Origin of the sequence: Bacillus sp. FJAT-27231, from assembly GCF_001183975.1 — a bacterium.
Taxonomy (GTDB): domain Bacteria; phylum Bacillota; class Bacilli; order Bacillales; family Domibacillaceae; genus Pseudobacillus; species Pseudobacillus wudalianchiensis.
Genome location: NZ_LFZU01000001.1, coordinates 4073862 through 4096468 on the forward strand (window position 1 = coordinate 4073862; position 22607 = coordinate 4096468).

At 40.1% G+C, this 22607-nt stretch carries 22 protein-coding genes; 8 read left to right on the forward strand and 14 right to left on the reverse strand.

Going from position 1 to position 22607, the window contains the following annotated elements; genetic code table 11:
* Window position 1: 1 nt before the first annotated feature.
* The 8 genes from AC623_RS19475 to gvpT are packed head-to-tail and all read right to left on the reverse strand — an operon-like array spanning window position 2 to window position 4368.
* Window positions 2–808 carry a GvpL/GvpF family gas vesicle protein gene (locus AC623_RS19475; RefSeq protein ID WP_049665778.1) on the reverse strand — a complete coding sequence of 269 codons (807 nt, stop codon included), beginning with the start codon at window positions 806–808 and terminating at the stop codon, window positions 2–4.
* Entirely contained in the window at window positions 801–1076 is a 276-nt protein-coding gene (locus AC623_RS19480) for a gas vesicle protein GvpG (protein ID WP_049665779.1), read from the reverse strand. The genes AC623_RS19475 and AC623_RS19480 overlap by 8 nt, the downstream gene beginning before the upstream one ends.
* Complete coding sequence (locus AC623_RS19485; protein WP_049665781.1) at window positions 1076–1843, reverse strand: GvpL/GvpF family gas vesicle protein; 768 nt, start codon at window positions 1841–1843, stop codon at window positions 1076–1078. Before AC623_RS19485 ends, AC623_RS19480 begins: the two co-directional genes overlap by 1 nt.
* Window positions 1844–1857: 14 nt before the next feature.
* Window positions 1858–2778, reverse strand: coding sequence for a gas vesicle protein GvpN (gene gvpN, locus AC623_RS19490; RefSeq protein ID WP_049666825.1), 921 nt, complete (start codon window positions 2776–2778; stop codon window positions 1858–1860).
* 24 nt (window positions 2779–2802) lie between these two features.
* Complete coding sequence (gvpO, locus tag AC623_RS19495; RefSeq protein WP_049665783.1) at window positions 2803–3069, reverse strand: gas vesicle protein GvpO; 267 nt, start codon at window positions 3067–3069, stop codon at window positions 2803–2805.
* 29 nt (window positions 3070–3098) lie between these two features.
* Window positions 3099–3359, reverse strand: a complete 261-nt coding sequence (gene gvpA / locus AC623_RS19500; RefSeq protein WP_049665784.1) for a gas vesicle structural protein GvpA — start codon at window positions 3357–3359, stop codon at window positions 3099–3101.
* 27 nt (window positions 3360–3386) lie between these two features.
* Window positions 3387–3854 carry a gas vesicle protein GvpQ gene (gvpQ, locus tag AC623_RS19505; protein WP_049665788.1) on the reverse strand — a complete coding sequence of 156 codons (468 nt, stop codon included), beginning with the start codon at window positions 3852–3854 and terminating at the stop codon, window positions 3387–3389.
* 40 nt (window positions 3855–3894) lie between these two features.
* Window positions 3895–4368 carry a GvpT/GvpP family gas vesicle accessory protein gene (gene gvpT, locus AC623_RS19510; RefSeq protein ID WP_049665789.1) on the reverse strand — a complete coding sequence of 158 codons (474 nt, stop codon included), beginning with the start codon at window positions 4366–4368 and terminating at the stop codon, window positions 3895–3897.
* Between the two features lie 469 nt (window positions 4369–4837).
* On the opposite strand from gvpT, the gene AC623_RS22150 reads away from it, so the two are divergent.
* From AC623_RS22150 to AC623_RS19525, 4 genes are all read left to right on the forward strand, one after another.
* Entirely contained in the window at window positions 4838–4969 is a 132-nt protein-coding gene (locus AC623_RS22150) for a hypothetical protein (protein ID WP_269429930.1), read from the forward strand.
* 19 nt (window positions 4970–4988) lie between these two features.
* Complete coding sequence (locus AC623_RS19515; RefSeq protein ID WP_049666827.1) at window positions 4989–6557, forward strand: sodium/proline symporter; 1569 nt, start codon at window positions 4989–4991, stop codon at window positions 6555–6557.
* A complete protein-coding gene (locus AC623_RS19520; protein WP_049665791.1) occupies window positions 6554–7039 on the forward strand; it encodes a hypothetical protein in 486 nt (161 codons plus the stop codon). The genes AC623_RS19515 and AC623_RS19520 overlap by 4 nt, the downstream gene beginning before the upstream one ends.
* Window positions 7040–7152: 113 nt before the next feature.
* The gene (locus AC623_RS19525) at window positions 7153–8670 is read left to right on the forward strand and encodes a CoA-acylating methylmalonate-semialdehyde dehydrogenase (RefSeq protein ID WP_049665792.1); all 1518 of its coding nucleotides are present in this window, start codon (window positions 7153–7155) and stop codon (window positions 8668–8670) included.
* Window positions 8671–8748: 78 nt separating this feature from the next.
* Here AC623_RS19525 and AC623_RS19530 read toward each other — a convergent pair whose 3' ends face one another.
* On the reverse strand, window positions 8749–9633 hold the full coding sequence (locus AC623_RS19530; RefSeq protein WP_049665794.1) for a LysR family transcriptional regulator: 885 nt from the start codon (window positions 9631–9633) through the stop codon (window positions 8749–8751).
* A 118-nt stretch (window positions 9634–9751) separates the two neighbouring features.
* On the opposite strand from AC623_RS19530, the gene AC623_RS19535 reads away from it, so the two are divergent.
* Entirely contained in the window at window positions 9752–10942 is a 1191-nt protein-coding gene (locus tag AC623_RS19535) for a coenzyme F420-0:L-glutamate ligase (RefSeq protein ID WP_049665798.1), read from the forward strand.
* A gap of 59 nt (window positions 10943–11001) precedes the next feature.
* Here AC623_RS19535 and AC623_RS19540 read toward each other — a convergent pair whose 3' ends face one another.
* Entirely contained in the window at window positions 11002–12219 is a 1218-nt protein-coding gene (locus AC623_RS19540) for a sensor histidine kinase (RefSeq protein WP_049665799.1), read from the reverse strand.
* Between the two features lie 337 nt (window positions 12220–12556).
* Between AC623_RS19540 and AC623_RS19545 the strand changes: the two genes are divergently transcribed.
* Both AC623_RS19545 and AC623_RS19550 read left to right on the forward strand, forming a co-directional pair.
* Window positions 12557–14470 (forward strand): serine hydrolase domain-containing protein, encoded by a 1914-nt coding sequence (locus AC623_RS19545; RefSeq protein ID WP_049665800.1) that lies wholly within the window; start codon window positions 12557–12559, stop codon window positions 14468–14470.
* 60 nt (window positions 14471–14530) lie between these two features.
* Window positions 14531–15142: a TetR family transcriptional regulator gene (locus AC623_RS19550; protein ID WP_049665802.1), complete on the forward strand. Its 612-nt coding sequence runs from the start codon at window positions 14531–14533 to the stop codon at window positions 15140–15142.
* Window positions 15143–15203: 61 nt separating this feature from the next.
* Here the strand turns inward: AC623_RS19550 and AC623_RS19555 are convergent, their stop codons facing one another.
* From AC623_RS19555 to AC623_RS19565, 3 genes are all read right to left on the reverse strand, one after another.
* A complete protein-coding gene (locus AC623_RS19555) occupies window positions 15204–17324 on the reverse strand; it encodes a GAF domain-containing sensor histidine kinase (protein ID WP_049665805.1) in 2121 nt (706 codons plus the stop codon).
* 383 nt (window positions 17325–17707) lie between these two features.
* The gene (locus AC623_RS19560; RefSeq protein ID WP_049665807.1) at window positions 17708–19174 is read right to left on the reverse strand and encodes a protein adenylyltransferase SelO; all 1467 of its coding nucleotides are present in this window, start codon (window positions 19172–19174) and stop codon (window positions 17708–17710) included.
* Window positions 19175–19417: 243 nt separating this feature from the next.
* Window positions 19418–20809, reverse strand: coding sequence for an amino acid permease (locus AC623_RS19565; protein WP_049665809.1), 1392 nt, complete (start codon window positions 20807–20809; stop codon window positions 19418–19420).
* A gap of 468 nt (window positions 20810–21277) precedes the next feature.
* On the opposite strand from AC623_RS19565, the gene AC623_RS19570 reads away from it, so the two are divergent.
* On the forward strand, window positions 21278–21772 hold the full coding sequence (locus AC623_RS19570; protein WP_049665810.1) for a hypothetical protein: 495 nt from the start codon (window positions 21278–21280) through the stop codon (window positions 21770–21772).
* A gap of 71 nt (window positions 21773–21843) precedes the next feature.
* Here AC623_RS19570 and AC623_RS19575 read toward each other — a convergent pair whose 3' ends face one another.
* Window positions 21844–22461 (reverse strand): DUF3298 and DUF4163 domain-containing protein, encoded by a 618-nt coding sequence (locus AC623_RS19575; RefSeq protein ID WP_082174493.1) that lies wholly within the window; start codon window positions 22459–22461, stop codon window positions 21844–21846.
* Window positions 22462–22607 lie beyond the last annotated feature (146 nt).

A 22607-nucleotide genomic window follows, 5' to 3' on the forward strand; every position in this document is an offset into this window, starting at 1 on the left:
CTTATGAAAAGCTAGAGAAGTGGTAAGCTGGCCAGGGGCCGGATGCCTCAAACTGCCATCCATTTTCCCGCAGCTCTTTTTCATACTGTTGGATTTGTTCGAGAAAACGCTCTACTTTTGACTTCTCGACAAGATACACACCATTCCAGGCCATATCTTCCTTTCTTGCTGTCGCAGCCGCACTCCAGGCTTTTTTTACGTCTCCTTTACGGGCCAGCTCTTTCAAATGCAAATGAATGTTTTCACTGATTTTGTTTTTTTCTTCCTCAAGCTCGGAATCAATCAGCTTGTCCAGCTTTTTCTTTTCAAAAAATTGTTTTCCCTTCGATAATTGGCTAATCTCTTCTCTCTTTGCTTCTATTGCCGGATTGCTCTTGCTCACTTGTTTCTTTAATAACTGATCATCACAATACATTTTTAGATTCCATTCTTCATGTCCAGCTATCAGGTCAAATGTATACAGCATGTTAGACCTATTAGACTGAACAGCTCTTTTTAGACTGTCTGGGTTTTTATATAAAGTGCAGAATTTCAGCGGTATAACGGTAAAAATCTTCGACAAAGCCATGACCGTTTCATGATGATGAAAGGCCTTTTCCTGAAGCCATTCCATGTCGTCATTAACCCGCTCTTTTATACTTTCTTCTGAGTATTTTTCTGGATCGAGCTGGCAAACAACAGCTGTTATATCTCCAATAGGAATGGTATACAAGTTATCCGTGCCATCAAATCCCTTTAAAGGCGGAAGCGGCTGCGGGCCTTCCTCCTTTGTTGGAATCAAGCCATATAAATAAATCAACCTATCCATCTTCTAGCTCTCCTCCTTTCTTCTTTGCCATCTGTTCCCATTGCGCCATTTCCATTCGTTTTGCTGCTTCATACCTTATAAGCAGTTCTTCTTCCTTAGCCTCATAGGCCGTCTGAGGAATATCACCAAGCTCATACATCATCTGCAGCTGAATGAGCTTTTGTTGAATGGTAGGAAGATCATAGAGCTCTTTATCTGCCTCTTCCTTCACTTTTTCCGCAATTTTTATAACAACATTAATAGGTGCGGAAACTAACTTATGCAGCATCAGGCTTCCTCAACTTTTAATCTAATATTGACAAAGTTATAGGCAGGCCAAGGACCGCTATAGCTAAACTCCACCTTATCCTTCCATTTTTCATGCAAATCATTTACTTTTTGATCAAACCCATCTTCCTTGTCCCGATCTACTAAAAAAGCGGCATTGAGAAGCATTCTCTCGCCTATAGGATCATTTACTTTTGCTGCTTCTGCTAACTCTTTTAATGGGCTAAACACTTCTTGTTTTATCTCATCCTGTAGAGAGGCAATTATTTTTTGGGCTGCCCCGCCCAGCTGGACTCGTTCATAATAGCTGGCTTCCTCAGATTTTCCCTTAATGGCCTCTGCCATCTTGTTAATTTTCGAATTCTCGCTAACCTGTGACTCAAGCCACTCTTTTTTCCCAACCACTTTTAAGCCAAGCTCAACCTTTCCTTTTATTTCAGGAAAGAGCTTCTCAAACTGCGGGTACAAGTTTTCCAGCAGCACACGTACGTCTTCTTTTGAATGAAATACATTGCCGAAGCTAACAGGTATAACCGTTGAATTCTGCTTCATCACAAGTGAAACAGCGCCTTGATGCATCATTAGATTCTCTTTATTTGGGTGATAAATTTTCATGGGTACCTCAGCGGCAACAATGGCTGCGTCTTTATACCGAATTATAAATAGCTCTCTTTGTTCTCCTTCAAATTCAATCTCACCCAACTTTTCATCTGTTTCTGTCTGGATTCCACAAAAAATATATATGCCCATTTGTTCTTCCTGGCTCATTGTCAAACTCTCCTTTATTCTTCAGTCACCTTCATGTTATGACACGCTTTTATAATCAGTTTTTCTGCTGTTGTTATTGGAGTATTAGATTCTATACATCGACTCACCTGATGGCCTAATACATCTATGCATAGACGCTGGAAATGTGAATTTGATCCGTCTATCGGAATACCGGCTGCTTCAGCCAATTTAACAATCATTAACGAAGCACGCAGGCTCGGACCGCTATTCTCTTTGCATTCCTTTCGCAGTTCAGCTATAAGATTGGTAATGGCTTGGGCCTCGTTCTTACTAATATCCATTTTTTCTGAGATAATAGCTGCCTCACGATCACTATCTTTATGGTCAATAAATATAGTAATGAGCCTATCCAATAAGGCATCCTGCGTTTGATAGACGCCTGCATATTCATCAGGATTACTGGTGAATATGCAGGCAAAATCAGGATGCACGCGAACGAAGGGGTCAGTTCGTTTCGCCCCGTACAAAGGGAGAACGCCTTCTTCTAAAATCGATAAAAAGATATTGTTAGTGGCTGGCCGTGAGCGGGTAAATTCATCGTAAACAAGCGTGTAACCGTTCTTGACAGCCTCCAGCAACCGCCCGTCATTCCATATTTCCGTTACGCTTTCGTCTCTTTTGTAAACAGAGCGGACATAGTTATCCACCACTTTTTTGCTCGTATATCCAGTAAAATCGCCAATTAAATCTTTATTATTTAATTCGTGATTACCATGTATGAGCATAACGGGTTTTTTTCTTCTTTTCGCTAGAGCTAGAGCGAGGGATGTTTTTCCGGTGCCGGATGGTCCTGTAAAATGAACAGGATAGCCAGCTTTCAAGTATTGCAACGAACGGGCAAGTAAGTCCTCTGTCTCTTCGTCTCGAACAATTGCCCTGTTATTCTTGTCGATTTTTTTCTTTAAAACCGTCACTCTTTTTCCTCCTGCTCCCATATCCTACACTCCTGGATCAATGGCACTTCTGTAACGAATATCCCGCCTTTTGTAAGACGTAATTTCTTTTTCCTGATTCAAACACACTTCGTAGACGCCGATCATTTCATCCTTTGCATACTTTTTCATATATTCCTTTTCTTCAATGACCTCTATCGTAAGCATCCAGCCATTATGCTCTTGTTTTTCAACAGCGGTAATTTTATGAACGGGTGCTACGTATTCATTAAAGAAGTCAGTAGCATTTCCAATGATTTTTTTAATTTCCATGGTCGCCTCCTGCTAAAGCATGGCTTTGCCTAAATACTAAAGCGTGCATTTCTTTCACTTTGTTGATCTGGAAGGCCGTTTTCTTCCACTCCATCCCGAAGCAGCCCGACAGCCTCTGCATAACGTAACCACGTGTCCACACTAGCAATCACTACTCTCGCTTCAACGGTTAAAATTTCAATCCCGACTACCGAAACTTTCACAAATGCATCGATTACAATTCCTTTATCTAAAATGCGGTCAATAACCTCAGCCAAGCTTGAACCATCTGTGCTCTTTTGTACTGCCATTATTGCATTCTCCTTTCATCCTGCTATTTAAGATTGCATCGTTTTAATGTCCTTGGAAGATTTAATTGTCTCTATGCTTTTAATGTTCGCAGCACTCTTTATATCCTTAGAAGTTTTTATATCGCTAACGCCTTTAATATGCCGAGCGCTCTGCACCTTTCGCTCATGATCCTCTTTATCTTTAAAAGACATATTTCTCTGAAAGTCTTTTCCAACTTCAACCGCTGTGCCTAGCTTCTCTTTCGCAGAGAGCAGAACATCTTGGGTTTTTTCTTTTGCTTTGCCGGCTTTTTCCTGAACATTATCAGCTAACTCATCTTTAGAGCTACTTAATTTTTGGGCAAGTTCCTTCCCTTTCTCCTGGATACCCCCCACTATTTTCTCCTTCGCCTTGTCTACTGCTATTTCTTTCACTTTTTCTTTTACTGGCTCCGGTGCATGGTCCACTGCATTTTTTACGATTTTTCCAACCACTTTTTTTGCTTGTTTATCCATCCGATCACCCCCACCGTATTTTTAGAAAAAGCAATTAGTATTACTTTGAGTTCACTAGGTTAGTGAGCATTTTTTCTATTCTTTCAAGACGCTCGTTTAAGTTTTTATTTTCATTTTTAATTTCTTCATACTTTGCATCACTTGAATAATCTTCACTGCCATTTGTCTCCTTTTTAGAAACTGGCAGTTCTTGAGTGGTTTCATCGATATACCCGGCAGCTAACTGTCTAATAGTAGTTTGCGCTTGTCTAGCAAGAACTTCTTGAGCGGTTTTCTTGAATTCCTCTCCGGCCATTTTGACAAATTCGGATTCTCCTAAATTTCTTATAGCCCTCTTGCTCGTTTCCGGATTAGCAAACAAGCCCACTCCTGCTCCCACGACTCCACCAATTATTGCTAGATTCACAGAATGATGATGATCATTTTTGTTCTCTTTCGTTTGCTTCTCTTCTTTCTGATCCTTTTCACTCATTTCTTCAGAGCGGGAACTATCTGTATTTTTTTGAGTGCTCATACTTTTGTCTCCTCTCAACTTTTTATTTACGGCAGAGAGTAGTTGGACCAATTTGTTTTAGGGGTTTAGTGTGGATATACCATGAATGCTTGGAATCAAACGAGGTTCTTCTCACCAACGGGGGAAATTTAATGATTTTTTTCAAATATATTGAAAAAGATAAATTCTAAAAGCCGATTTTCTCCCGGTTTCAAAAGCCTATGTTCCTTCCCCTAAAAAACAAAAAAGAATATGGAATTCCATACTCTTTTTTACAGACAACTCGAATGACTTCATATAAAATGGATAATTAACCAATTAATCGAAATATTTTTTTATTAATCAACACTTCTTTTTTTAACTTACTAACAACCAATCTAACAAATTGTATAAAATAATCTGATTTTTTTAAACATTATGTCTATTGAATCGGATAACCATTGATTATATAGTCTACATAAATGTTTAGTTGCTGTTAGGGGGTGATAACATGTTTAACTTGCCTGCAGAAACGTTTTGGTGGATTGTTCCCTGGCCATTTATATGGATAGGGTTGGGAGTAATTCTGTACTTTAAGTTAAAGAGAGAAGATGATGCAGAAGAGAGGGAAAATATTGGTTAGGGGGTTGTAGCGATTGAGTATGGACGGTGTGATTTTTATCACCTACATCTTAACTTTATTAGGAATCGGAATTTGGTTTTCCCGTAAATCCTCGGAATCGTCGGAACAGTATTTACTCGGAGGCCGATCACTCGGACCAGCTGTCACGGCCATGACGATGCAGACGACTGCTATGAGTGGTTATATGTTTATGGGAGCGCCGGCCCTTGCCTTTCAATATGGCTGGTATGCAGTCTGGTATGCGATTGGAGATGCAGGGGGTTCCATTATTAACCTATCCGTTTTAGGAAAACGCATGAGGCGAATGTCTGAACTATTGGGAGCTCTTTCGCCCATTGAGTTCTTGGAAAAAAGATTTGAAAGCGCCAGTGTACGCATCGTTGGATCTATTATCTCCATTGTCTTCCTCTTCGCCTATGTTTGCGCCCAGTTTATAGCAGCTGGAAAAGCAATGTCTACTTTAACTGGATTTCCCTATGAATTATCCCTGATTATCGGCATTAGTGTCATTATTATTTATACAGTAGCAGGCGGTTACTTAGCTGTTGCTTATACCTCTTTTGTACAAGGGGTGATTATGGTCCTCGGAGTAGTCGGGATCGGATTTTTAGCTTACTTTCATGTTGGCGGATTAACTGGTCTTAACGTTGCACTTGAAAAGATTGACCCTACCTATTTAAGCATTTGGGGAAAAGACCTCGCCTTTTACGGTCAATGGGGCGTAGTATTAGGGGCTATTTTGATTTTCTCCATCGGTTATATGGGGCTGCCTCATGTGGTTGTACGGCACATGTCCATGAAAAGTACGAAAACCGTTAAAGGCGCTATTCTCATCAGTGCCATCTGGAATCAATTCTTCATCTTTGTCCCATATATTCTAGGGCTTATCAGCATTATTCTGCTGCCCAATATAAAAGATCCAGAAATGGCCATCACTCAACTAGCTTATACACTCTTCCCTGGTTTGTTCGCCGCCCTTCTCTTATCAGCCGTCATGTCTGCTGTTATGTCAACAGCTGACTCCCTTCTTATGCAGGCGGGCACGATTTTATCACGTGATGTTTACCAACGCTTTATTAATCAAAATGCCACTCAGAAAACGACTGTCCTCGTTTCTAGACTTTGTATTTTAGGCGGAGGCATTGTCGGTATTATTGTGGCTATTTATGAACCTCCTTCTATCTTTGGACTAGCTGTTTTTGCTTTCGGTACACTTGGCAATAGTTTTCTCGTTCCTTATGTAGCTTCTGTTTATTCGAAAAAGGCCAATTATGTCGGTTGCTTATGCGCAATGATTGGCGGCGCTGCAACCAATATTGCGTGGACCTCAATGAACCTAGAAGCGGTCACTGCTATTCACCCATTCTTAGCTGGCTTAACCGTTTCCTTTTTAGGAATGGTCATCGGCAGCCGATTTGGCCGCAAACCCTCCCAGCCGGTTCAGGACATCTTTGAGCAGTCGAAGAATAAGCGATTCTTTTCAAAAGAGTTTGACCAAAATATCGCTCGTCATCTAGCACCAGAAGCAAAGAACATCTCTAAGTTTGTAGCAAAAAATACGGAAAGCTACAGAGGCAGCTGCTTATGACCTCTATCCTCACCCAGAAACCAGTATTTGCAGAAAAAGAAATTTTGAGAGGGTTGCAGCAATATGACCGGCAAGCGAATGTTCATATGAACGGGATGGTCTTCTACCCTTATTACTTTTTTGAATATGACATTAGCGCCAAAAGTCTGCTGAAGCTGCAAGGAAAAATTGCTTGTACCATTGATGCGCTTAGCGGCCAAGGGGCGATGGTCGATGTTCAGCCTGAGTTTTCAACTTATCTGATGGAAGGTGAAGAAGTGCTCCCTATTACGATTGCGGAAAATGAAGCTGAGCCGTTAGCCGAAAGGTTTATCTCTCAAACCCTTTCACAAAAAGCTAAGTTTATTACAATCCCTCGGCTGCATTTATCGAGCTGCTCGCTCTTTTATCGCCCGTTTTGGCTGGCGAAATATACGAAGCCAGGACGTGGACAACAGCCGTTAATTGTTGATGCCATTAGTGGAAGCTACCACCCTTTATAGAGACACACTTTTCACCATATCAATCTATGTATTTATCATGTTTGGATAGCTCCATGTATAGACTGGTGAATGAAGCTTTATATAAAAAGTATTGATAATAGGAGGCTAAAAAGATGGAAAACTTAGTTGAGGTACAAAAACTTACTCATTTTATTGGCGGGGAGATGAAGCCGGGAACTAGTGAACGTTTTGGAAAAGTGTTCAAGCCTTCGACAGGCGAAGTCATGGCTTTGTGTCCCTATGCTTCAGCAGAAGAAGTCAATGAAACAGTTGGAATAGCAAAAAAAGCGTTTATCGGCTGGCGAAAAACTCCTGTTGCTCAAAGAGTAGAGATTATTCACCGCTTTAGAAGCTTATTAGTTGAGAAAACCGAAGAGTTAGCGAACTTGATCGGCCTTGAAAGCGGCAAGACGATCTCCGATGCAAAAGGTGAGATCAGCAGAGGAATTGAATCCGTTGACTTAGCGATTAATGCACCGCATTTGCTAAAAGGAGAGTATTCCGTTAATGTCGGCGGTGAGATTAACGCTTACTCTATTAAACAACCACTTGGGGTAGTCGCAGCTATTTCACCATTTAACTTTCCTTTCATGGTGCCTGTCGCGATGTCAACGATGGCTGTAGCATGTGGAAATGCGGTCATTTTAAAGCCATCTGAAAAGGTGCCCAACTCCGCCTTGTTCTTCTCTGAGCTGTGGAAACAAGCAGGTCTGCCGGCTGGTGTATGGAACGTTGTGAATGGTGATAAAGAGGTAGTAGATGCTTTACTGAAGCACCCTGACGTGCCTGCTATTTCTTTTGTTGGATCAACGAAAGTGGCGCAATACATTTACGAGGAAGGCTGCCGGCATCATAAGCGAGTAGCAGCTTTTGGCGGCGGGAAAAACCATATGATTATTATGCCGGACGCCGATTTGGATCATGCGGTTAACTCCTTCCTTGGAGCAGCATATGGAGCTGCTTCACAACGCTGCATGGCGATTTCGGCGGCTGTTCCGGTAGGAGAAAAAACAGCGGAAGCCTTTGTGGCAAAACTCAAGAAACGTGTAGAAGAACTAAAGGTTGGCGCCTATAACGATGAAAAAGCAGACTTCGGGGCCCTCATTTCAAAAGAATCAAAGGAAACCGTTACGAGGTTCATAGAAGAAAGTATTCAAGAAGGCGCCCGATTGTGCGTAGACGGCCGAAATCCAGATGTCCAGAATGCGGAAGGCTTCTACCTAGGAGCTACTCTTTTAGATCATGTAACGCCTGATATGCAAATTTACCGCGAAGAAGTGTTTGGACCAGCTCGGATTGTCGTTCGTGTTGATAGCTTGAATGAAGCGATTGAACTGATTAATAATCATGAATATGGCAATGGAGTCACCATCTTCACAAACAACGGCTATGCAGCTAGAACATTTGCCGAGCAAATTGAAGTCGGCATGGTCGGCATCAACGTACCAATCCCAATCCCAGTTGGATACCACAATTTTGGCGGCTGGAAACGTTCAAAGTTTGGAGAAGGCCATATGTTTGGACCAGACACGGCCCGCTTCTTTACAAAATTAAAAACGATCTCGGAAAGATGGCCAGAAAATCAGGTTCATGATGATAAAGTAAATTTTGATTTTCCAAGCAACCGATAACATCTCCTCCTCTACACATTTAATGAACGAAAAAACTCGGCAGGAAGCTCATCACCCCAGCCGAGTTTTCTTGTCGTTCTATGTGTGCTCGATAATCTCTACAAATTTCATAGAAGCTGTTGATAATGGTACACTTTTTAAAAAACAGATTCCGATATGTCTTTTCGGAATTTCATCCTCTAATTGTACCTCGTACACTAACCCTTTGTTTAAGTATTCCAAGGAAAATTCTCTCGTTACGCAGGCAATTCCTAAATTTATTTTAGCGAATTCTAGTAATAAATCATGTGAGCCTAATTCAAATTCAGGAGCGATTTTTACTCCTTTTGACAAAATATAATCCTCTGCATACCTTCTAGAAATCGATCTTGGCTCAAGAAAGATTAATGGCTGTTTGGCTAATTCGTGAAAGCTTAATGGCTGCGGCACCGTATCTTTGTATTTCTCTCCACAAACAAAAATATCTTGAACCTCAATGCACGCTTTTTGTTCTAATGCCGGATCATCAATTGGGAAGTTACAAATCGCGATATCTACTTCTCCTGATTTCAAAATAGCACATAATTCCGAGGTAGTGCCATTCTCAATCTTAAACTTAATGTTCGGATATTTATTGTGAAAAGCCTCTAAATAAGGAAGCAAGAAATAACGGGATATCGTATCCCCTACACCGATTCTTAATTCGCCAGTCGTTAAATTTTTAAATTCTAAAATCTTTTCTTCTCCAACATCAATTAAATTAATAGCAGAGTGAACATATTCAAATAAAAGACTTCCCTCATTTGTCAGCGTTACTCCTTTAGGCGTTCGGTTGAAGAGACGTGTATCCAATTCCCCTTCTAATTGCATGATAGCTTGACTAACTGCTGGCTGTGTCATGTAAAGTGCTTTCGCTGCCTTTGAAAAACTCCCGCTTTCCCCTACTATGCAAAATACTTTATATAAATCTAATTTGCTAATCATATAACTACTCCTTATATCCATCATTAGAGATATTAACTTTACTTATATCATTAACCCGCTGTATAGTACAAGTAGATATGGTTTACATTAACTTCATTCGTTATAAGGAGCGATTATAGTGGAAAGAGTAGTTGGAACGGTGGTTAGGGGTCTTCGCGGTCCGATCATTAACCAGGGAGACAATATCGAGCAAATCGTTGTAGATACGGTGTTAAAAGCTTCAGAGGTTGAAGGTTTTAACATTCAGGATAAAGACATTGTGACAATTACAGAGTCAATTGTTGCCCGTGCTCAAGGGAATTATGCAACTATTGATCAGATTGCTAAAGATGTCAACTCAAAATTCGGAGACGACACGATTGGCGTCATTTTTCCGATCTTAAGCCGAAATCGTTTTGCGATCTGTCTACGCGGTATTGCAAAAGGGGCTAAAAAGATTGTTTTAATGCTGAGCTATCCATCTGATGAGGTTGGCAATCACTTAGTAGATATTGAACACCTTGATGAAAAAGGAGTCAATCCTTGGACAGATGTTTTAACAGAGCAGCAATTCCGTGACCATTTTGGCTATAACAAACACACGTTTACTGGCGTGGATTATATTGATTATTACAAATCGTTAATAGAAGAATATGGAGTAGAGTGTGAAGTTATCTTCTCAAATAATCCAAAAACCATTTTAGATTATACGAAAAATGTTCTGACTTGCGACATCCATACGAGATTTAGAACAAAAAGAATACTAAAAGAAAATGGCGGAGAAAAGATTTACAGCCTTGATAACATATTAGCTGAGTCTGTTGATGGCAGCGGCTTCAACGAAGCTTATGGTCTATTAGGATCTAATAAATCAACAGAAAACAGCGTTAAACTTTTCCCACACACTTGCCAGCCTATCGTTGATCAGATCCAGCAAATGCTAAAAGAAAAAACTGGGAAAAATGTAGAAGTGATGATTTACGGAGATGGCGCGTTCAAAGATCCTGTCGGCAAGATTTGGGAGCTTGCTGATCCAGTTGTATCTCCAGCCTATACATCAGGTCTTGAAGGCACACCAAATGAAGTAAAATTAAAATACCTTGCGGATAATAACTTTGCTCACTTGAGCGGCGAAGAGCTAAAACAAGCTATTTCACAATTCATTGATAATAAAGAAGCAGATCTTGTAGGGTCCATGGAAGCACAAGGAACGACACCTAGAAGACTTACAGACCTTATCGGCTCTCTTTCTGATTTAACTTCAGGAAGCGGGGATAAAGGCACACCAATTATTTTTATCCAAGGCTACTTCGATAACTATACGAAATAATTATTTATATAAGCAATATAAGCCGGCTGAGAATGTCCTGCCGGCTTTCTTTATTTCACTTATAGTTTCTGTTCTGGAAAGCTTATCGTAACCGTTGTTCCCTTATCTTTTGAACTTTGAAAGTCAATACTCCCTTTGTATTTGGCTGCGATGTTATAGCAAATCATCATACCCAAGCCGGTCCCTTTACTTTTTAAAGAATAAAAAGGAGTGCCGAGAGACTTAATTTCTTCTGCTGACATGCCCCGCCCTTGATCCATTACTTTGATTTCCACAAAATCCTTCTTTCTTTTGGCTGTTAAAGTGACAGAATCACCTGTTTTAGAAGCTTCAATGGCATTTTTAATAATATTCACTAGCAATTGTTTAATTTCCATATTGTTAGCCGCGATATAACAATCTTCCACTTTGTTGATCTCAATCTTATTTTCATTCAACAATCCGTATGAATGAAGCAGCTCAGTTACACTTTGCAAAGCTGCCCGTACATCTACTATTTCCACCTCTGTATCTTTACTCGGCTTCGCTATAGATAACAATTGAGACACTACCTCTTCAGCTGTATTTAACTCTTCAATCATTAAACTAAAATGCCGCTTCTGACTCTGATCACTAGGCAGGATATTTTTTTCATATAACTGTAAAAATCCCTTTACAACCGTCAGCGGGTTCCTAATCTCATGTGCTACAGCCGCTGCTAGCTGTCCTGTTGTCTTCAAGCGTTCTGCCTGCTGTATTTGTTCATAATATAGCTGCTGTTTTTCGATCCGCCCGTACGATATGTAAAAGATAAAGCATATAATTGCCTGGCTTCCTATAAAGTTAATTACATTCCCTATAAGATCTCGCTTTAAATAGACTTGTAAATATCCCTGGTCAAAGAGCCCAATATAAACAAATATAAGGATGATGCACACGTTGTTTAACAGTAAGGAAAAATAAAAAATCTTCGCATCAAAAAATAAAATCGCCACAGCCGGAACAAAACAAAGAAAAATAAAAGTCGACCAAGTATCTGGATATAAAAAGAAAAGTGTATAAAAATACACAGAAGCTACTATCGTAAGGATTATTCTAAAACTACGAGTAAGATACTTTGGATAAAGCAATAGGCAAACAGATGCAACGATAACAAGAATGAAGTGAAAGAAATAACCGGCACTTACTCTCTCTAACTGTGGATTATCTATTAACAAGCCTGCCACCATCATAATGATGACGGCTAGAACTGTACTATAATATAATTTTTTATTTATATAAATATGATCTTCCCTCATACATGCTCCTCTTATTTTCATGTGAAAATCGCTTGTAAATCCTTCAACGACATATCCCTAAACACCTTTATCTTATCATACATTTTTTTCATAAATTGCCTATTACTCTATCAATTGAAAAATAGTTAAAAGGCGTTTTTTACTGTCACTTTACCTGTAACAATTAGAATCGCACAAAACCCTTCCTCTATTTCCCCACTACTTTCGGCGACTGCAGAAATAAAACTGCTCTCCCTTCACAAACAGCATTTAAAAAACCTTGAAAAACGAGATGTATCTCGTTTATTATATCTTTATAAAAGAGAGCGCTCTCGTTTTTAAAAAGGAGGAATGATGGATGAAAGTAAAATTATTTATTTGCCTTGCTCTATTCTTGTTCATGCCGGGACATTACACAGCTGCAGCTGCTTCTCCCCCTTCGTTACAAGATCATCAAAAAGCAGAAGCTTTTTTTGATGAATTTTTTAAGAAAGAGATGAAGGAACAGGGAATTCCTAATGGGGTCGTTTCACTTGTGCAAGGAGATCAAATTATCTTTTCAAAAGGATATGGGTACGGTGATTTAGAAAAGAAGACTCCTTTTGATCCAGCATCCTCTTCTTTTCGGGTTGCTTCTGTCACAAAATTTTTGACAGCGGCAGGGTTAATGAAGCTGGTGCAAGAGGGAAAAGTGTCTTTAAATAAAGATATCAACACTTATTTAAGGTCTGTAAAAGTTCCTAATGCCTATTCTCAGCCGCTTACTCCTTACCATTTGTTGACGCATACGGACGGATTCCAAGAAGATTCCATTGGACTGAAAACAACGGACTCTAAAGACATAAAATCGTTAATGGCTTATTTAAGAGGGGGTTCCTTCCATCAGGTAACAGCGCCAGGAACGATGGTCACATATGGAAACTTAGCTTCGATATTACAAGGAGCGATCATTGAAGATGTTTCTGGAGAATCTTATGAAACGTATATGACTAAGCAGTTTTTACAGCCGCTTCACATGGAACACAGTTACTTTAATCAAGTGCTTACTGAAGAGCAAAAGGAGCATTATGTACCAGAATATATAAAGTCAGATGGCCAGTACATAAAGAATAAAATGATTTATTCTCATATTGTGCCTGCCGGAGAACTAAAAGCCTCTGCAAATGATATAGCACAATTTATGATTATGCTGTTAAACGGCGGAAAAACAAAAAATGGCAAACACATATTAGATCAAAACACTGTTCATCAAATGCTTTCGCAAACCTATACGGCTCATCCAAATATGCCTGGTGTCGCCTTAGGTTCATTTGAGCATTTTGAAAATAGCAAACGGGCGTTAATTCGTGATGGGCAATCAGAAGTATTTCAAAGCAAATTAGTGTTGTGGCCTGATCAGAAGCTTGGTCTCTTTGTGTCTTCTTACAGTGAAGAACTTGCTGATCACCTTGTATCTGCTTTTCTTGATTACTATTTTCCCGTAGAGAAGACGGAGAAAAAGATCCTAACCACTAAAGAAGATGTTGTTAAATTTGAAGGCATGTACAACTATGTGCAAGCCTCGGACACAACATTTGCAAAACTACAAACATTGGCTACCCCTCTTATTGTTCAAGCGAATGAGGACGGGACGATAACTGTTCGTCCACTGTTTATCGATCCTTTTGGCGGAGTAGCGAAAGCTGTAAAAATGGCAAAAGTCGAAGCAGGATTATTTAAAGGCATAGATGATGAATTATACATTTCTTTTAAAGAGGACACAAAGGGGCACGTTACACATTTATTCTCCGGATCTGGCTACCACAGCTCCTTTGAAAAGTTATCCTGGTATGAAAATATTAAACTTCACATCGGATTATTGATTTTCTTTCTACTGTTCTTTTCGGCGGCACTCATTCATTCTGGCATACGAGCATGGCGGCAAAGAAAGCAGCTACTTGAAAAAAACACCAAAAAAATACGCAGGCTGGAGGGAGGGATCATAGCTGGAAACTTAACATTCCTGCTCTTGTTGGCTCCTGCCGTTGCATTTATCGGCATGTCCTCGGGGGTGCCAGCTTATGTACAAGGAATTACACCATACATGAAAGTCGAATTTACAATCCCGCTCATCACAACGGCACTGCTTGCTCTGTATATTTTTAACACAGTGAAAGATTGGCAAAACCGTTCATTTTCTTTTAAACTTTATTACAGTGGTTTCCTATGCGTGAATATTGGATTTTATCTCTTTTTATATTACTGGAGATGGTACGGTTATTGGTTTAACTAATGAAAAGAGAGCGCCGTCACGAAGTGAAAAGCGAGTAATGCCTTAGAAAGGGGGAGAAAAATGTCTCCAAAGGTATCAGCGGAATATAAAGAGCGGAAGCGTCAAGAAATCCTGCTCTCTGCCATGGAAGTCTTTCAACGGAAAGGGTTTGAACCTACTACAATGAAAGATATTAAAGAAGAAGCCGGTATAAGCTTTGGTGCGCTTTACTCTTATTTTTCAAGTACAGAAGAAATGTTTATCGAGCTTCTGCAAAAGAGCAGCCAGCTCGACACCCTTACTCAACATGATTCAGCAACTGCGAGCAGCTGGAAGCGCCTTGAAGACTACCTTCTAGTTCAAGATGAAATGCTTAAAACTATTAAAAGCAGTCTCATCCCAGCAGCATACGAATTCTTTATGACAAGCTGGCGCAAAACTGGAAGGCTTTCCATTTTGAAAGATCGCTACAAAGAGGCTGGAGATCAGATAAAAGCCATGCTGGCAGATGGGATTAAAAATGGAGAATTTCAACCAACTGTCCCTCTCGATTCTCTTGCCAAATTAATCGTTTCAACTTTAGAAGGCCTCAATGTTAGTGTCCTCTTCATTGGCTATACAGAGAGCGGAGCAAAGGAACAGCTTGTCACTCTTATAAAAATGCTGAAACAATTGCTACGTGTTAAAGAGTAATAAACAAAGATGAGCAGCATCAGCTATAACTTATGCTGCTCACTCATAAAGTTCTTCAAATCTACTTCCTATTTCCCATTTTAGAAGAGCAATTCAAGTTAAATTTAATTAAAAAAGTGGTACCTTCTGTTCCCGTTTCAATTTCAATTTTTGCATTGTGACGGGCAGCAATCGCATAGCAAACGCCTAGCCCTAAGCCCGTTCCATTATCTTTTGTTGTAAAAAATGGAGTACCCAGCTTTTCTAATATTTCAGGACGGATTCCTTCTCCTTGGTCCTCTACTGTAAGAACTATATAATCATCGCCTTCTTTATAGGTTCTAATGGTCAGGACTTGTCCGCTGCTCATTGCATCTAGGCCATTGCGATACAGGTTAATCAATAATTGCCGTATTTCATTTCGATTTAGCAGTAACGTTGGAATCTCATTCGTCTCGACTTCAATGATTTTATTTTGGCTGAATGCATCAACTTTGATCAAAGGAGTAATGTCATGAATAATGGCATTTAAATCTAACATCTCTAAATCAGAGGTCTTCGTATTACCCATTGAAAGAAACTCCGTAATAATCGAGTTGGCACGATCAAGCTCTTCAATCATTAAATGAAAGTAATGATGGTAAGTTTTAAAGGCACCTTCTTTGGTCAATAATTGCAGGAAGCCACGTACAGTTGTCATTGGATTTCTAATCTCGTGGCTGATCCCGGCAGCCATTTGTCCTATCAAATCCAAACTGGATAATCGTTTTAGTTCTTTCTCATATTTCTTTTTTTCCGTTGCATTTTTAAACAGACAACAAATCCCCTCATCATACGGATACGCAACGATCTCGTACCAATACTCTCCATAGACCGATGGGACCTCAAATTGTACCGAAATCCGCTCTTGCATTGCCCGCTGGAATTCTTTATATATCACTGTATCAACAACTTTAGGGAATAACTCCCATATATTCTTGCCTAACACATCTTTTGGTGTTTTATTTTCCGGTAAAAATTGGTGTTTATTAACATAAATAAAGTTCCAATCTTTGTCTAAAGCAAAAAAACCATCCGTAATCCCTTCAATGACGCTTGTCAACTTTTCATTAGCAGCCGCTAATTCCCTTGTTCGCTCTTCTACTATGCTTTCAAGTTGATCCATATAATGTAAATTTGAAAATGTAGGAGCAGTGGCGTCGACAACAGACTGGGCCAGCTGTATTTGAGTGTTACAGTAATGACGGCCTTTCCCTTCTAAATTCACAACTGCTATTACGCCCAACACCTCTCCTACAGAAACAAACGGAAGCATTAACAGACTTTGAATATTAAAATGCCCACAAACATCATGATCAAGCCTTTCGTCTGCACAAACATCTGGGATCAAAATAGCATGTTTAGTCTTAATGACTTCTTGGATGATCGCTTTGTAGTTCTGGTCCATCCGAATATTATGATGAGTGTTCATCCACTCCACTTCTGTCCAGCCGCTGTCTTTGCTTAACTGCATCGTCTTTATTGTTTTTTTATCTATCGGATCTAATAGATAGGCAGCTATATGATGACTGTCTAGCACTTTTCCTACATAAAAAAAGCATGTGTTAAGGCTTTCCTGTACCGAGGAGCACATCGACAACTCACGTGTCACATCAAGCAGTAACTGCTTTTCTGCAATCAAGTTTTCCTTTTGAGCTAAATTATTTGCATTTTGAATAGCCACCGCAGCCATGTTCACATAAGCTTCAACACTTTGAATCTGAAACTCTTTTAAATTCATGGAAGTGCCATAATTAAATAAAAATACAAGCCCAAATAACTCTTCCTCAAATGAGATAGGCAGAGCTAATAAGGAGTTAATTTTAAAAGCGGTCACCGCCCTTTGGTCCGGCCGGTTATCCTTTGAGGTGTCAGGAATATAAATTGTTCTCTTTGTTTCAATCACCTCTTTGGCGAGTAAGTCCTTCTCAGGATCGATCACCTGCTTATCAAGCGTCATTCCATTGATAAATTCAGGCTTTCCAACAAATCCCCTGAACGTCCCATCTTCCTGAGGTAAATAAATGCCGACAGCATCGCATTGAACAATTTCTTCAGAGATAGCCTTTGTAACATGCTCCAGCACTTCACGCAGGTTTAACTTTGTATTAATCACTCTTGTTATATTTGCAAGACGAGAATATCTCATTTGTTCCCTTACCATTTGTACGTTCTCCAATCATAGGGATAATAAAATAAACCTTATGGTAATACCAAGGCCCAAGTACTTTCATCACGTATATTTATTATCTCTATTGTACATAGGTTCCATTGAATTGAATACAGGAAATCGGGAACTTTGAAAAATACCAAAAGAGTAAATCAGCAGCAGAGGCGTTCAGGCACTACAATAAAAAAGCGTCTAGGCTTAGATAATGATTGTGTATGGACTCTCTTTATGATTCACTCTTCTCGTTACTATTTTTTATATTTTTATAATAAATTCCCCATCTATCTATAACAAAAGGGACCATTCTTTTTGGCTATACTTCTTTATGTTTCACAAAAAAAGAGAGAATTATTTCTCTCTCTTTTGGTGCCCACCGATCAAGTACCGCAAAAAGTCCGATAAGGGCGGTTAGATGGTGCTGGCGGTGTAGTATAATCATTCTGCTCAGGAGAATAAGCGTAAGGATTCGAAAGGACAGTCAAAAGCTTTTCCATCACGCTGTAATCTCCTTGTTCCACCGCAGCTTCCAACGCTTCCTCTACCCGGTGGTTTCTTGGAATAACCGCAGGGTTGCTCTTTTGCATCAGCTGCTTAGAAGAGTCTTTTGATTCCTGCTGCCTGTCTAGCCTTGCTTGCCAGCGTTTATTCCATTCACTAAACTTCGATGTGCCACACGTGGATATCTCCTCCGTTGTGCCGAGAGTTAAGGCTCGGAAAGTATTCGTGTAGTCAGCCTTATTCTCTTGCATAATGCTTAGCAAGTCTTTAATAAGAGCTTCATCCTCCGCCTCTTCGTTAAATAATCCTAGCTTTGCTCTCATTCCCACGAGCCAGTTAGATTGATACAGCTTAGTATAGCTCTCCATCTCCCCTTGGGCTAATTCGACAGCCTTCTCTTCGTCCTCATTCAGTAGTGGCAATAACGTTTCCGCAAATCGCGCCAAGTTCCAGCCGCCAATATAAGGCTGATTGCCATAGGCATAGCGGCCTTGGACATCAATTGAACTAAACACGGTTGCAGGATCATACGTATCCATGAAGGCGCAAGGACCATAATCGATCGTTTCTCCGCTAATCGCCATGTTATCCGTGTTCATCACTCCATGAATAAAACCAACAAGCTGCCACTTAGCAATCAATTTAGCTTGGCGCTTGATCACTTCTTGAAGCAGCGATAGATATTGGTTCCCGCCGGTTTCAATATTAGGAAAGTGACGCTTTAATGCGTAGTCGGCCAACTTTCGGAGGTCCTCTATTTTCCCCCAATTGGCTATATATTGAAAAGTACCGACACGTAGATGGCTGGCTGCTACACGAGTTAAAATGGCACCAGGAAGCTCAGTTTCTCGAATGATCGTTTCGCCCGTTGTCACTACGGCTAAGCTGCGAGTAGTCGGAATACGAAGCGCATGCATCGCTTCACTAATAATATACTCGCGCAGCATCGGCCCAAGTGCCGCCCGGCCATCTCCTCCGCGGGAGAAAGGCGTTCTGCCCGAACCCTTCAGTTGAATATCGAACCGTTCACCATCAGGCGTTATTTGCTCACCCAGCAGCACAGCCCGGCCGTCCCCCAGCATAGTAAAATGTCCGAATTGATGTCCGGCATAAGCTTGAGCAAGGGGTGAAGCTCCTTCAGGAATTTGATTGCCGGCAAACACTTCTATGCCCTCCTTGCTTTGAAGTGCATCCACCTTTAATCCAAGCGATGCGGCTAACGAATGATTAAGAATAACCAACTGCGGCGATTGCACAGGTGTTGGGTTAGTGCTAGAAAAAAATAATTTCGGCAGACGGGCATAACTGTTGTCGAAGCTCCATCCTGTTTCTTTACTCTTTGTCATAGCGTCTCCTTTCTATTTATAAATGTTTTTTATTTAAGTAAAAATGTATGTGTAACGCTCCATACTCATAAAAACATCATATTATCTGTTTTAATGTCTACTTCTGCCAATTTATTATACCCTTTTCACTCGATGATGACGCTCTTTAAGCAAGGCGGAACAAATGAAAAGGTGGATACCTTAATAGATATCCACCTCTTTTAAATCTATTTTTATTATTTTACAACACCCTAACAAAGGAAGTTATTTATCTGTCAGATCATGATCCTCTTGAACCTCTAACGGTACATGTTTACCTATCTTAAAGGCATAAAAACTAATGATCATCATAATAAGGAAAACAATCCCGACAATAAGCGATATGCGTGTGTCGTCATTAAACCACATACCGACCAATACCATGACCAAAAAGGCAATGGTTAAATAGTTCGACACCGGCGCAAAAGGCATTTTAAACGGATGATCCTTTATTTCTGCTCCTTTTGTTTTCCTGAATTGAATTTGACTTATCAAGATAATAAACCATGGAACCATGCCTGGAAGTACACTGGCACTGTAAACATAGACGAACAGATTTTCCGGAGCGATATAACTTAAAACAACACCGATCGCTAAACCAATAAGCACCCCAAATGTACCGACTAACGGAACCCCATTGTGTGACAGCTTCGTAAAGAATTTAGGTGCCTGTCCATTCACTCCTAATGTATAAAGCATCCGGCCTGCACTATAAATACCGCTGTTACAGCCAGACATGGCAGCGGTGATGACAACAAAGTTAATCAAAGCAGCAGCCGCTGTAATTCCTACTTTGGCAAAGGTCGCTACAAACGGGCTGCCAATAGAACTTAATTGATCCCACGGATAAACCGTCACAATAACAAAAATAGCACCAATATAAAAAATTAAAATACGCCAAATAATGCTTTGAATCGCTTTTGTTAATGTTTTTTGCGGATCTTTTGCTTCACCCGCTGTGATCCCGATTAATTCAACACCTTGATAAGCTGCTACCACGAGGGACAAAGCAAAGAAAAAGCCTGACCAGCCGCCCGCAAAAAAGCCGCCGTGTCCCCATAGATTGGATAAGCCGATCGCATCCCCGCCGTTTCCGATTCCAAAGAAAATAAGCCCAATTCCCGCAATGATCATCAATACAATCGTAATAATCTTAATCATCGCAAACCAAAATTCAAACTCACCAAACGATTTAACAGAAATTAAATTGGCTGCACCGAGAATGACCATAGCAACCATGCCTGGAATCCAAGCAGGCAGATCCGGGAACCAGTACTGCATATATGCCCCGACCGCAATAATTTCTGACATGCCTACGATCACCCATTGAAACCAGTTGCTCCATGCCGTAATATACCCAGCCAATGGATGAATGTATTTATAGCCAAACGTTGCAAATGAACCTGTACTTGGCTCTACATACAGCATTTCTCCCATTGCACGCATGATGAAAAAAATAAAAATACCTGAAATTGCGTAAGCCAGCATAACAGATGGGCCTGTCCATTGAATCGTGCTGGCCGAACCCATAAATAAACCAACACCGATCGTTCCGCCTAAAGCAATCATCTGAATGTGACGCGACTCTAAGCCTCTCTTTAATTCTTTATTTGCCACTTTTATTTCCTCCTCTTTTACCAACGATCGCCGAAAATTTAAGCGGCATACACATACGCTTTTTTGACATCGAAGGAATCCATCCAGCGTCACTTCTTAATCTATACCATAATATTTCCTTGCTTCTTTCTGGCGTTCCAAACAAATAGAAAGGACTTTCATCTTCCTCTTTACGATTTAGACCTTAAACCTTCTTATTCTATAATAATATTTTTTCAGGAAAATACAACTGTCTTTCTCAGAAAAACACTTATTAATCAATGTAAATAAAGGTATTATCTTTCAAAAATAAAAATAATAACTATATTCAGATAATTTAGTACACAATTGCCTTCGCCTTATAAACGGCGAATAGCCGAGGAAAAAATTTTCCCTTGGCTCTTAGTGTTTTCCGTATAGATCACCTCTCACCATTCTAGGTAATTGTCATACATTATTTTGAAATGAAGCAGCATGGGAGGTATGAGAATGGTCAAGTTTAAGTCATACACAGGGACGATTACAATGATCAGCGATTTGATGAGCAGTCAAAATGATACAGGTGCAGGCTGCTATAAATTAATGTCTATAGATGATGGGACCGGCTCCATCATAAATTTTGTTGTTTCGCCTGCCACCTACTTTGTAGCCCATGCGATGGTAGCTGTAGGGGATAAAGTTACCGGCTATTATGATGCAAATGCACCTGTCCCGCTTATTTTCCCGCCGCAATACCAAGCACTTATTATGGTAAAGCTTAATCCGCTTCAGAATGTAAAAGTAGACTCCTTTAACAGCCAGCTGGAGAGCCGCGATGGCCAATTAAAATTAAATCTTTCTCCATTTACCCAGATTATCCTAACAAACGGGCAGGCTTTTTCTAAAAATCCTGCAAACCGAAATCTCATTGTCATCTATGGTCCTAGCACAAAAAGCATTCCTGCCCAAACGAACCCCTATAAAATCATCGTTTTATGCTGGTGAATTTTATAGGAGATCTCTTTATTTCCCTTCGGTTTTTTCCAGCACCCTCCTTTTAAAATTGATTCTCCCCTTTATGACGCAGCCATTCGTCCAAGGGGACCGTTTTCATCTACAATGTCCTCTAGATCAAATACAGAGATCGGGAACATTGGAAAACCAACAACGTAGGGAGTGATTTCATAGAGCTGAAAATAGATGACCAGTGTCTTATCAGCAATATAAAAATCCTGATCTGGACGGATAGCTGTGAAGCCGTCGAGCAGCTGGATATTTCGTTGTTTGATCTGCTCATCAATTAAGACGGAGAGCCTTTTTACATAATCACTTCTCGGCTTAAATAAGTCTTTTAATTGATAGAGCCTTCCTGTTCTCAGATCAAATGTTAAAGACTTTATATACGTCATGCCATGAGCTGCGTGATAGTGATAAGCGTAATTGATTAGTGATAGGCTCAAAACTTCACGCTGGTTGTTCTTAATTTCATAATATCCGATCATTTCCTCTACTGATGAAGGCATATTCCCAATTTGCTCATTTATCAGCTGCTGGTTTCGCTCCCTAATGGCGCGATTTATTGCTCTTTCTACCTCTTGATTTTGCATCCTAAATAGTTGAGGATAAAAAACTGTTTTGTTTGGACTGCCGCCCACTTTAACAGTGTACGTGTTTACCGGTAATGTAATAGCCATCATGATCCACCCTTAGAGGTTTTTAACTTATTGTATTCTTGAAAAGACAAAGGTGATTATTAAACGAGAAAACCCCCTTCCTCCTGATTAGAATACTTCTGTGTGCATGCGTCACAACAGTTTGGAAATATTAACAGTATGGTTAG